The organism is Candidatus Baltobacteraceae bacterium (assembly GCA_035502855.1).
Taxonomy (GTDB): Bacteria; Vulcanimicrobiota; Vulcanimicrobiia; order Vulcanimicrobiales; family Vulcanimicrobiaceae; genus Aquilonibacter.
Genome location: DATJTX010000036.1, coordinates 1 through 12,087 on the forward strand (window position 1 = coordinate 1; position 12,087 = coordinate 12,087).

Genomic DNA, 12,087 nt, shown 5'->3' on the forward strand with positions numbered 1-12,087 from the left:
GCCGGCCTGGAGCCGCTCCACGGCCGCCAGGCGGGTAATTTCGGAGGTCGACATCGTGAGAAGCTCCATGGGGAGGGGTTCCTCTCGACGGGGACATCTCTATTGAGTCCAAATGGGGACATCTCTATCGAGCTCCGATAGACAAATTATAGCGGTTGCGTGCCCTTCGGCCCATGTGAGAGTATAAACGGATACTCCCATGACCATCGCCGAACTGATCGCCGCCGTCCAAGCCTACGACCCCACCCTGGAGGGGGAGTGGCTGCGGCGCGTCTACGAGGTGGCTGATCGGGCCCATGACGGCCAGCGCCGGGCATCGGGCGAGTCCTACATCGAGCATCCTCTTGCCGTTGCCGGTATCCTGGCCGAGCTCGAGATGGACCGTCAGACGATCGCCGCCGCTCTGCTCCACGACGTGGTCGAAGACACCTCGGTCACGAGCGAACAGGTCAGCGCGGAGTTCGGGGAAGAGATCGCCGGATTGGTTGACGGCGTCACCAAGCTCACGCGCATTCCGTACCAATCGAAGGAAGACGCCCAGGTCGAGAACCTGCGCAAGATGTTCCTTGCGATGGCGCGCGACATCCGCGTCATCATCATCAAACTTGCCGATCGCCTGCACAACATGCGCACGCTCGCGAGCCTTCCGCCGGCAAAGCGAAGCTCGATTGCGCGTGAGACGCTCGACATCTACGCGCCGATTGCACATCGCCTCGGCATCTGGAAGATCAAATGGGAGATCGAGGACGAGTGCTTGCGGCATCTCGATCCCGACGGGTATCGCGAGATCGTCGAACGCGTCGCGAAGACGCGGCGCGAACGCGAAGACGACGTGTCGGAGGCGATCACGCGGCTGCGCGGTGAGTTCGCGAGCATGAACGTGAACGCTGAGATCCAAGGGCGGCCGAAACATTTTTACTCGATCTATTCGAAGATCAAGAAGGGTCGCGACTTCTCGACCATCTACGATCTGACCGCCATCCGCATCATCGTCGATTCGCTCAAGGATTGTTACGCCGCGCTCGGCGCGGTGCACGCGATGTGGACGCCGCTGCCGGGGCGCTTCAAAGATTACATCGCGATGCCCAAGCCCAACATGTATCAGTCGCTGCATACGACGGTCGTCGGGCCGCAAGGCGAACCGCTCGAGATTCAGATTCGTACGTGGGAGATGCACCGCACCAGCGAGTACGGCATCGCCGCCCACTGGCGCTACAAAGAGGGCAGCAAGGCCGACCAGTTCGAGAACAAGCTCTCGTGGCTGCGCGCGCTGCTGGAATGGCAAAAGGACATGCGCGATTCGCGCATGTTCATGGAGAATCTCAAACTCGATCTCTTCGATTCGCAAGCCTTCATCTTTTCGCCGCGCGGCGACGTGTTCTCGATCCCCGCCGGCGGCACGCCGCTCGACTTTGCCTATCAAGTGCACACCGACGTGGGCAACCATTGCGTCGGGGCCAAGGTCAACGGACGGATCGTTCCGCTCGACTACGGGTTGCAGAACGGCGACATCTGCGAGATTTTGGTCAATAAATCGAGCGGGCGCCCCTCGCTCGACTGGCTTTCGATCGTCAAGACTTCGAGCGCCAAGCACAAGATCAAACAGTGGTTCCGCAAGGAGCAGCGCGAGGAGAACGTGCTTGCCGGTCAAGAGGCGCTGGAATCCGAACTCGCCCGCGAGCGCATGCGCCCCGACCTCGCGCGCGGCGAGCTGATCGAACGCATCGCGCACCGCATGAACTACACGACGCCGACAGATCTCTTCGCGGCGATCGGCTTCGGCGACGCCTCGGCACAAGCGGTGGCCAATCGCATCCGCGACGAGATCAAGGGCGACAACGTCGTCGATCTCACCCAGATTCGCAAACCCTCGCCGCGCAAGGCCCCGAAGCGTTCGAGCGGCGTGCGCATCGCCGGCGTCGACGACGTGCTGGTGCGGCTCTCGAAATGCTGCTCGCCGGTTCCGGGCGATCCGATCATCGGTTACGTGACGATCGGCCGCGGCGTGAGCGTGCACCGCGCCGATTGTCCGAACGTTGCCTACATGAGCGCGACGCCCGAGCGCATTCTGCAGGCGCAATGGGTCGCGAGCTCGGACATGACCCACGCTGTCGACGTCGAGGTCGAAGCCGAGGATCGCTCGCAGCTGCTCCAAGACATCATGGCGGTCTTCGCCGAGCTGAAGACGACCGTGAGTTCGGTCACCGCGCGGGTGCGCAAGGACGGCATGGCGGTGACGAGCCTGACCGTGCAGATTTGCGATCTCGACCATCTGCACAAGATCCTGACCAAACTCGAGGGCCTGCGCAACGTGCGCCGCGTCTACCGCGTCACGAAACGCGAGAAGAGCGCTGCCGGCTCTTAGTGTCATCCTGAGCCTGTCGAAGGAGCTGCCGCTGGTGGCAGCCTTCTTCGCCGGAGCCATGAACAGCATAGCAGGAGGCGGCAGCTTTTTGAGCTTCCCCGCGCTCGTGCTGGCCGGCGTTCCGCCGATTCCCGCTAACGCGACCAACAGTGCAGCCATGTGGGTCGGTGTGTTGGGCGGCGCGCGCGCCTACTGGGGCGACGTGCGGCCGCACAAGCGCATGCTGTATACGATGTTCGGCATCAGCGTCGTGGGTGCGATTCTCGGCGCTTCGCTGTTGCTGCTCACGCCGCCCGAGGCGTTCAACCGATTGATTCCGTGGCTCTTGCTCTTCGCGACCGTCGTGTTTGCCGTCAGTCCATGGCTTGCCAAACCGCACGGCGGCATTCCCAAGCACGCGAGCTGGCAGTACGTCGTGCAGTTTCTGATCGCAATCTACGGCGGCTACTTCACCGCCGGCATCGGCATCCTGATGCTGGCGATTCTTGCGTTCTCCGGTCTGCCGAATTTCAACGCGACCAACGGGATGAAGAACGTGCTCTCGGTCGCGATCAACGGCTTCTCGCTGGTGCCGTTTCTGATCGCCCGCATCATCGATTGGCGCTACGCGATTCCGATGGCCGTCATCGCGCTACTCGGCGGATTCGTCGGCGCGCACGTCTTTCGCCGCGTGCCGCCCGCGTACGGCCGTGCGACCGTCATCGCGATCGGTACGGTGATGACGCTCGTATTCTTTTTGCGCGGTTAGGGTGCGACCATCGTGCTGAACACGTCCGAAAGATTCATCGATCCGACGCTCGTCAGTGATGAACCAAGCTCGATCGCGCTCCCCGAGAGCGTGAAGGAATACATGCCGCTATAACTGGCCGGTGCGCCCATCCACGTCGAACCTTGCGCAGATACCCCGAACGTGGATTCATATCCGGGTGGAACGATATTCGACCCGGTGGCTGCACTTTCTCCGATGGATGCGCCGTTGGCGCTGCTGATCGTGTACTCGGTGAGGCTCGCCGATTCGGAGTCGAGAACCCAGAGATGCCCCGAAGGATCGAAGCTGAGCTCGGTCGGCGCCCCGGTCGAAAGCTGTTTTACGAATGTTGGTTCGCCGCTCGTGTATGCCGAGTAAACGCTGATGCCCGCTGAATCGGCAACCCAGATCGTGCCGGCCATTCCGCTCGGGGCGTCGGCCGGAGCAACGGCAACATCTGACGGCACGCCATCCGCGTCGGTGAAGCTCGTTAGCACCGAGCCGGATGAGCTGTAGATGTATATCGTGCCGCTCGAGTTCTGCGGGACGTAGACGCGTCCTTGGCTGTCGATCGTAAATCCCTGGGAGCTCGATAGCGAAATCGTGCTGGATGTTGGTGCGACCAGACCCTGGCTACCGGTTCCCGGAGAGAAGACGTAGATCCCACCGCTCAACGCCTCGTTAACCCACACGGAGCCATCCGGCGAGAGGGCGGCGTCCTCCCAATCGCATTGACCGTCGCAACCCACTAACGTCGGATTTGCGTAGTCGAGGACCGATGCCGGCGCGTAACTCGGCGGATAAAGTGGGAATCCGGCGATGCCGTCGGAGCCGTCGCCGCTCGACTGCGACGTCCAGAGCTCTTGCACCGGGACGATCGTGACGGTCGTTTGATACGGCGCAAGCCCGCTGCCGCCCGGCGTCGCGCTCAGGTCGATGGTCGCGTTCGCGCTCGCGTCTTTCGCGGTAAAGGTGTAGGCATAGGCCGTCGACGTTGCTGCAATCGTGAAGTGCTGCGGTGAGTCGCCGGCTGCTTCCGCGACCGTCACCGTCGGCGCGCCGCTGTCGGTGGAGTCGATCACGAAGCCGTCGGCGTCGGTCGCCTGCACGAAGAACGTCTGCGGCGCGTTGCCGATCACCGCGATGTCGCCGCCGTACGTCGTGACGTGCGATTGCGCCGGTCCCGGAACGAAGCTCACCGACGCCGGAATGCCGTAGAAGGTGAGATTCGGAATCGTGTTGCTCGCACCGGCGGTGATCACGACGGGCGCGGCCAGCTGCCCCTGCGCAAGCTCGTTTGCCGAACCGACGACGAATGTGCCGCCGCTCGCCGGCGCCTGATCGAACGTCGTCACCGTGAAATTCGGATAGGTTCCCGCCGGAATCGACAGTTGGAACGAGTAGTCGGTTCCACCGTCTACGGGATCGGTGCCGCAACTCGTGACGCCGGGCGGCAGCTTGTCGGGGCACGTTGCCGAGATTGCCGCCGAATAATCCGGTGCGTACGGGTTGGACGATGTCCAATCGATCGCAACGCCTTGCGTTGCTTGCGATTGATAAAACCGCCGGCGCAGCTTCGTCATCGTCGACTGGCTCGGGATCTTCAAAGTGAACGTCGCCGTGCCGATCTTCTTCGCCGCAGGCTGACCGCTCGTCGGTGGGAGCGAGCCGCCCTTTCCGCCGCTGCCGCAGGCGGTCAAGATCGCCAGCGCGGTGAGTGCTGCGCAGATACGTTTCATTACAGCACGACCTTTCCGATGCTATTGCCGCTGGAATCTTGGGTGGATAACGTGAACCAGACATCGTCTCCGTCGGAGCCGGCGGTAATGCCCCACGGTGATCCGCCCACGCTATATTCGAACGCCTTACACCCGCTCGGTGACGCGCACGCGCCGAGCGAAACGAAACCGACGTAGCCCGTTGTGTCGGTGAACCAGACGTTGCCGTCGGCGCCGATCGTGAGGTTCATCGGCAGGCCGTTCGTTTGCGGCAGGGGTATCGCCGTATATTCGCACGTGCCACTGCACGGGTTGTAACTGCCGTCACTGGCGCCGTCCCAGACCGCAGGATCGATTTGATCGATCGCATGATTGCCGGGATCGGCGATATACAGGTAGCCGTCGGGGCCGGAGATGATCCCGTTCAAAGCGGTACTCAACTCCGTCGAACCTGGATTTACCATGACGTGACGCAGATTCCGCTGGGCGTAGGGGTGGACGATCTTCTTGCCGGCGCGCGCCACACTCGAGCGCCTGCGTACGCTGCCTGCTTCGTACGCGCCGTCAGGAAGTTCGGTCGCCGGGCATTGTCCCTGGCACGGCACCGCGACAAACCCGATGTTGCCGGTGCTCCCGTCGGTGAACCAGAGCGTCGCGCCCGATGCGTCGATCGCCAAGCCGTTAACCGATGATGGCGCCGTGCCGGTGCTATCCGGCAGCCAGATCATCAGACTCGAAGAGAAGCTGCAGCACCCGACGATCGGACTGATCATGATCGGAGCACCCCAATCATAGTACATGCCGTTGACCGCCTGCGAGCCGACGTAGAGATTGCCGTCGGGGCCGGTGAGCAGTGGGCCGGGGGCAGGCGTCACGACCGGAAACGTTTGCGAATTCGTGGCGCTGCACGACGCGCTCGCTGCGCTGCAGCCGGTGAGCTGGTAGAGTTGGCCGAGATCGGTCCCGGTGGTGGCGACGTTACCGCCGTCACTCACGTAGAGATTACCGTCGGCTCCGGTTAGGATCGACTGCAGGTTGAAATAGTACGGATAGCTGGTATCGAAGTATCCGCCGGGCAACGAAGAGATTGCGCACGCTGTCGAAGTGCAGGCGCTTGGCGACGCGATGACGTCGAGCGTTTGGTCACCGCGATCGACGGCCCAGAGCGATTGTCCGTCGGGCCCGGTCGTGATGCCGTAGAGCTGAGGCGGTCCGCCCGAGGGAACCGCTACCGGATACTTGTCGATCGTGTATTGGGGCGCGACGACTTCGCCGCCGCCGCTCGATCCGGTCACGGTGATCGGAATGTTCGCGAAGCCGCCGTTGCTGTCGACCGCTGAGACCGTTTCGCTGCCGACCCCGCCGGGCGCGATGTTGATCACAATGCTGCCGCCCGTACTCGCCGGCGTGCAGTTTGTCGGGACGCACGTGACCGTCGCGACCGAACTCGTTCCGGTGACGTTGAACGCGCCGCCGTATCCGGCCTCGCTGAGCGTTACGCTTTGCGTTGTGCCGCCCACGTAGAGCGGCAACGGCAACGGGGAACTGGGCGTGAAGACGATCGGCACGAACGGAACCGAGGCCGTGATGCTGCCCGAGGTCGCGGTGATCGTTGCTTGCGTGATGGCCTTCGTCGAGTTGTAGGTCAAAGTGACCAACGTTCCACCGTCGGTTGGTCCGGGCGATGCCAGGCTGGCCGTCGAGAGCGAGAGCGCCCCGTTTGGATCGCCCGAAATCGCGAGCGCAATTGGATTCGGATATGAACCGGGCGGCACGATGATGTTTCCGTCGGCATCTTGGGCGGTGACGACGAACGTGATCTGATGGGTCAAGCCATCGTCGCCGGCGGAAAGGCCCGCAGGTGAGAGGACGATCGTCGCGGGCACACCGCCGACCGAGACCGATTGGGCTGGTATGTTGGCAAGCGTGGTGTTGATGGGGCCGATCGTCGACTGAGCGAGCAAATTCCCGTTCGCGTCGTACATCGAGATCTGCAGTACGACCGCGGTCGCCACCGGAACGGTGACTGAAATCGTGCAGCTCGTCCCGTTCGTTGCGGTCGTGCAATCGCCGCTGGTTGAAATATTGACCGTAGTCGGCGCTGGGGCGGGATTCGGGGTCGCGCCGTTCACGGCGTACACCGAGATCGTGATGCTTGCCGTGCTCGACGAGATGTATGCCGGCTTGCGGACGCTCGTGCTGCTCGAGCTCTTGGGGATCAGGACGTTGACGGTCGCGTGGGTACGCGACATCCCGCTGACGGTGCCGGGGATTGCTCCCGGCGCAGCGCCGCCGCCGCCTCCGCACGCGGCAATGCCGGCTGCCAATACGACGGCAATGCCCAAAAAGAAGAAGTGATGACGACGCATCCCGACCCCACTGCAGCAAAGAGAGTGTTCGCCAGGTGCCTTCGCCTCTCGGCGACCACATTCCGTGCGCGCCCTGGGACTCTTAGCCTACGTTTAGGACGAAACGACCACTGCACCAGGAGAAGTTGGATGCTCGGGGGCAGCGGCGATCGCGCCGCGATGGAATCCGCCGAAACGCGGCTCGACGTGCTGCGCGACCCAGAGGTAGAGCGTCGGCACGACGATCAGCGAGAGCGTGGTCGAAAAGAGCAGGCCGCCGATGACGACGGTGCCGAGCGGAGCTTGCGTTTGGCTTCCGGCCTCGATGCCGAGCGCGATCGGCAGCATGCCGCCGACCGTCGCGAGCGTGGTCATGAGAATCGGCCGCAGCCGCAGCGGCGCGGCGTGCAGCACCGCATCGCGAACTGCGTAGCCCCGTTCGCGCAGTTGGTTGGTGAATTCCACCACCAGAATCGCGTTCTTAACCACGATGCCGACCAGCATCAGCACGCCGATGAACGCGGTGAGGCCGAATGCGCGATGGGTGAGCCAGAGCGAGAGCACGATGCCCGTCGAGGCGAGCGGCACCGCAACCATGATCACCAGCGGATGCAGCAGCGATTCGAACTGCGCGGCGAGCAACATATAAATGAGGACGATCGCCAGCAGCACGATGAGGCCGAGGCTCGAGAACGTATCGCTCTGCTGCGTGACCGTCTGGCCGAACTGCCAGTAGTAGCCCGGCGGCAGCGCGATGCGGTTCATGATCTTCGTCGTCGCCGCAACCGCCGCACCGAGCGGCGCGGTGTCGAGCCCGGCGGTGACGTCGATCTCGCGCAGTTTGTCTTGGCGGGTGATCTCCGATGGACCGGCGCCGAAGCTGATGTTCGCCAGCTCGTCCAGCGCCATCACCGGGAGCGTGTTGCTGGCGCCCAAATCGGTCGAGGTTTGCACGATCGAACCGCCGAGCGCGCCGGTCGCGCTGCCGTTGGCCACGCTGCCGGTAGTCGCGCCGGGCAGCGTCGATACCGGAATGGCAAGGTTCAAGATCGTTTGCAGCGAGCGGCGCTGATCGGGTGGAAGCTGCACGATGATCGGATACTGCGTTCCGTTGATCTGCATGTACGAAGCGATCGTGCCCGAGGTTGCGGTGTCGATCGTATTCGAGATCGCTTGCGTCGAAATGCCGAGCTGCGCCGCCTTGGCGCGATCGACGTCGATGTCGAGTTCGGGCTGCGAGGCCGAGATCGCGCTCTGCGGCGTCTGAATGCCGGGTATGCGCGAGAGGTCGGGGACGACCGTGTACTGCGCGAGATTGTAGAGCGTGGTGACGTCGGGGCCGAAGATCTGCACGTCGAGCGCGTCTTGTCCGCGTGAGATGATGTTCTGCACGATGTCGACCGTGCGCCCGTAGGTCTGCAGTCCCGGAATCGCCCGCAGTTTCCTGGTCCAGTCGCGCACGTATTTCGCCGCGTCGTTCCCGCCGTATCCCGGTTTGAGCTCGACCGAGAGGTTCGCCTGATTGCTGACCTGGGTGGTATTGCCGACGTACCCTTGCTGACCGACGGACGAACCGACGTAGAGAACGCGCCGGTCCTTGAGCATTGCCTGCTCGATGTCGTTGACGGTCGCGTTGGTGATGCTCACCGCGGTGCCGGTGGGCATCAGGAGATTGAAGCGCACGAAGACGGAATTCGACGCCGGGAAGATCTCGGTGGCGACCGCACCCAGTTTCGCGGCCGTGACCGTAACCAGCAGCAATCCCACGGCGATTGCGACGATGAGTCCGGGGCGCGCGACCGCGCGCTCCAGCACGACGCGATACCAACGCTCGAAGCGCTCGTAGACGCGATCGAAGCCGCGCGCAAAGCGAGTATATCCGCCGCCTGCGTGCATGCCGCCGTTGCCGTTCCCGTTCGAGCCCGCGAGCTTGTTGCGAACCAGGAGCGATGCCATCATCGGTACGGTCGTGACCGCGACGACGAACGAGAGCGCGACCGCAGCCATGACCATCACCGCGAACGGGGTGAAGATCAAGCCCTGCAAGCCCGGTATCAAGACCAGCGGCACAAAGACGGTGACGACCGTGATCGAGGAGGCGAGCACCGCGGTGAAGATTTCGCTCGTGCCGCTCTCGGCCGCATCGCGCGGCGATTGACCGAGCGCCATATGGCGGTAGATGTTTTCGATCACCACGATCGCGTCGTCGACGATGAGGCCGACCGCGAGTGCCAGGCCGCCCAGGGTCATGATGTTGAGCGAATAGCCGAAGACGTAGGCGATGAAGAGCGTACCGAGGACCGAGATCGGCAGCGAGATCGCGACGATCAGCGTGGTGCGCCAGGAGTGCAGGAAGAGCAGAATGATGACGACCGCCAGGATTGCGCCGTAGATTGCCGTGTGCTCGAGCGCGTTGATCGCTTCGAGGATGAAGCTCTGCTGATCGAAGACGACGCCGATCTTCATGCCCGCGTAGCGCTTCTCGATTTGCGCGATCTTATGATAGGTGCCGACCGCGGTGGCGACGATGTTCGCGTTGGGCTGGGCGTCGATCACCACGCCGATCGCCGGCTTGCCGTTGAGGCGCTCGTAGGTCCGCTGCTCTTCGATCGAGTCGCTCACCTTGGCGATCGTCCCGATGCGAATCACGCTGCCGTTCTTCACGGCGAGAACGAGATTGGCGATCTGACGTGCGTTGGAGAGCAGGGCGTTGGCGCGCACTTGGTATTCGTCCGGTCCGACCTGAATGATCCCGGCCGGCAGGTTGAGATTTTCTTGCTGCACGCGGCCGATGATCTGGTTGAGCGTCATGCCGTAGGCGGCGAGTTTATTCGCATCGGGCTCGATCATGAACGCGCGCTGCTGGTCTTGCCCAACGATGACGTTGGCCACGCCGTCGACCGAAGCGAATTCATCCGAGAGCTGGTTGGCGAACATGTCCCCAAGGTCGCGCAACGGGATGTTCGGATCGGTCACATAGAAGCGCACGACCGGCAGCGAGTTGGAGTCCCACTTCGCAATCTGCGGCTGCTGCAAGTTGGGGTCGTTGGGCAGCTGGCTGCGGATCTGATCGACCTGCTGCTGCACGTCGACCGCGGCGGTGTCGAGGTTCGTGCCGTAATAGAACTGGGCGGTTACCGTGCTTTGCCCGAGCTGGGAGTCGGAGTTGATCAGCTCGATGCCGTTGACCCGGCTGACCGCGTTCTCGATCGGGCGGGTGACCAGGGCCTCCATCTGCTCCGGGCCGACGTTGGGGTAGACGACCGTGACCGTCACGACCGGCGGGGTAAAGTTGGGGAGCAGGGCAACCGGCAGCCGGGGGAGGGCGAATATGCCGAGCACCACGATCGCCAAAGCAAGCATGGAAACGGCCACGCGGCGATTGACGGCAAATCGGGCGATGGGCATCGGCCCTCATCTTAGCATTGCCGGCAAGCCTCGGGCATTGCGTTTGCGGCGACCCTATAGTACGATTCGGGGGTTTTGGGAGAGTTTTGATCTTGAACGACTACGAAGTGACCTATATTCTCCGGCCCAACCTCGAAGAGGCCGACGTCGACGCGCGGGCGACCGCGATCGGCGAGATCATCAAAAATCAGGGCGGCACGGTGGTGAACATCGAGAAGCTGGGGCGTAAGCGCTTGGCGTACGAGATTGCCGAGCTGCGCGAAGGAAACTACGTGGTGATGCAGTTCCGCAGCAGCGGTGATGCGTCAAAGGAGCTGGAGCGCCAGCTCAAGCTTCACGAGGAGGTCATCCGCGCGCTGGTGATCCACCTGGATAAGAAGGCGCTCGCGGCCATGGCTCACGCGGCAGCCAACCCGCCGCCTCCGCCGCTCCCGACCGGTCCCGTCCCGCTGACGCCACCGATGCAGCCCCAGGTCGCCTCCGACCGGGTCTAAAACCTACCCCCATTCGACTCGAAGGCTTGTGCCGGACGTCTGGCACAAGCCTTCGGTATTTCTAGACGTGGTCTGAGTTGGGTGGGATGGAAGACCGTAGCACAGCGACAACGCGAAAGAGAGTACTACGATGGCAGGTTCATACAATCGAGTGATTTTGGTCGGTAATCTCACCCGGGATCCGGAGATCCGCTACACGCAATCGGGCAAGGCAGTAACCAAGTTTACGCTCGCGGTCAACAACCCGCGCAACAAAGAGGAGACCACGTTCGTCGACATCGTCGCGTGGGACCGGCTCGGCGAAACCTGCAACACCTATTTAAAGAAGGGCTCGAGCACACTGGTCGAGGGCCGTCTGGTAATTCGTTCCTACGACGACAAGGACGGCAACAAACGCAAAGCGACCGAAGTGGTGATCGACAACATGCAGATGCTCACCTCGCGCGGCGGCGGGAGCGGTGAAGGCGGCGGCGATTTCGGCGGCGGCGGCGGCGGTTATGCCGGCGCACGCAGCAGCGGCGGCGGCGCAGCGAACGGCGCTTCCGCGGGCGACGCGTTCGGCGACGAGTTGGACGACGAAATCCCCTTTTGAATTGAACCCCGCTCGAGCATTTCGCGGAAATGCTCACCCACGCTGGTGTCGCGTGCTGCCGCGGTCGCGTTGTAAGCGCGGCGAGCTTATGTTCGTTCGCGCTGTCTTTGCTCCGCGAGCGCTTGTACGATCCGCTGTTGCGCGTCGGCGAGCGCCGCGAGTTCCCTCTCGATCGATGCTAGCGTGCCCGCGACTGCCGCGCCGTCGAGCGCGTCAGCGACGCCATTGGCAAGCGCATCGATCGCCGACATTTCGTCGGGGGCAAACGATTCACCGCTGCGCCTTGGGCCGAGCACGATGACGCCCTGAAACGCGCCCCGTGAAAACATCGGATAAAGCAAGTCACCCGCGATAGCCGTCTGATATCGATGAAGGTCGATCGCGTGCTTATGCGCTCGCGCGGCGACAAGTGCT

9 protein-coding genes are annotated in these 12,087 nt (G+C 63.0%); 5 read left to right on the top strand and 4 right to left on the bottom strand.

The features are described 5' to 3' along the window. Positions 1-199: 199 nt before the first annotated feature. Entirely contained in the window at positions 200-2,365 is a 2,166-nt protein-coding gene (locus tag VMF11_14760) for a bifunctional (p)ppGpp synthetase/guanosine-3',5'-bis(diphosphate) 3'-pyrophosphohydrolase (GenBank protein ID HTU71561.1), read from the top strand. 34 nt (positions 2,366-2,399) lie between these two features. Next, on the top strand, positions 2,400-3,113 hold the full coding sequence (locus VMF11_14765; GenBank protein ID HTU71562.1) for a sulfite exporter TauE/SafE family protein: 714 nt from the start codon (positions 2,400-2,402) through the stop codon (positions 3,111-3,113). Here the strand turns inward: VMF11_14765 and VMF11_14770 are convergent. Both VMF11_14770 and VMF11_14775 read right to left on the bottom strand, forming a co-directional pair. After that, positions 3,110-4,852, bottom strand: a complete 1,743-nt coding sequence (locus VMF11_14770) for a hypothetical protein (protein ID HTU71563.1) — start codon at positions 4,850-4,852, stop codon at positions 3,110-3,112. The genes VMF11_14765 and VMF11_14770 overlap by 4 nt on opposite strands. Further along, complete coding sequence (locus VMF11_14775) at positions 4,852-6,846, bottom strand: hypothetical protein (protein HTU71564.1); 1,995 nt, start codon at positions 6,844-6,846, stop codon at positions 4,852-4,854. The genes VMF11_14770 and VMF11_14775 overlap by 1 nt, the downstream gene beginning before the upstream one ends. Before the next feature lie 7 nt (positions 6,847-6,853). Here VMF11_14775 and VMF11_14780 point away from each other — a divergent pair, with 7 nt between their 5' ends. Further along, entirely contained in the window at positions 6,854-7,189 is a 336-nt protein-coding gene (locus VMF11_14780; protein HTU71565.1) for a hypothetical protein, read from the top strand. Between the two features lie 104 nt (positions 7,190-7,293). On the opposite strand, the gene VMF11_14785 is transcribed toward VMF11_14780, so the two are convergent. Next, positions 7,294-10,587 (bottom strand): efflux RND transporter permease subunit, encoded by a 3,294-nt coding sequence (locus tag VMF11_14785; protein HTU71566.1) that lies wholly within the window; start codon positions 10,585-10,587, stop codon positions 7,294-7,296. 92 nt (positions 10,588-10,679) lie between these two features. Between VMF11_14785 and rpsF the strand changes: the two genes are divergently transcribed. Further along, positions 10,680-11,081 carry a 30S ribosomal protein S6 gene (gene rpsF, locus VMF11_14790; protein ID HTU71567.1) on the top strand — a complete coding sequence of 134 codons (402 nt, stop codon included), beginning with the start codon at positions 10,680-10,682 and terminating at the stop codon, positions 11,079-11,081. A 130-nt stretch (positions 11,082-11,211) separates the two neighbouring features. Continuing rightward, on the top strand, positions 11,212-11,673 hold the full coding sequence (ssb, locus tag VMF11_14795) for a single-stranded DNA-binding protein (GenBank protein HTU71568.1): 462 nt from the start codon (positions 11,212-11,214) through the stop codon (positions 11,671-11,673). Between the two features lie 86 nt (positions 11,674-11,759). On the opposite strand, the gene VMF11_14800 is transcribed toward ssb, so the two are convergent. Next, positions 11,760-12,087, bottom strand: a 328-nt coding sequence (locus tag VMF11_14800; GenBank protein HTU71569.1) for a hypothetical protein, incomplete at its 5' end; no start/stop codon positions are given.

Excerpts from the sequence above, each read along its gene's own strand:
- VMF11_14785 (HTU71566.1), bottom strand. The coding sequence starts at position 10,587 with ATGCCCATCGCCCGATTTGCCGTCAATCGCCGCGTGGCCGTTTCCATG.
- VMF11_14770 (HTU71563.1), bottom strand. The coding sequence starts at position 4,852 with ATGAAACGTATCTGCGCAGCACTCACCGCGCTGGCGATCTTGACCGCC.
- ssb (HTU71568.1), top strand. The coding sequence starts at position 11,212 with ATGGCAGGTTCATACAATCGAGTGATTTTGGTCGGTAATCTCACCCGG.
- VMF11_14760 (HTU71561.1), top strand. The coding sequence starts at position 200 with ATGACCATCGCCGAACTGATCGCCGCCGTCCAAGCCTACGACCCCACC.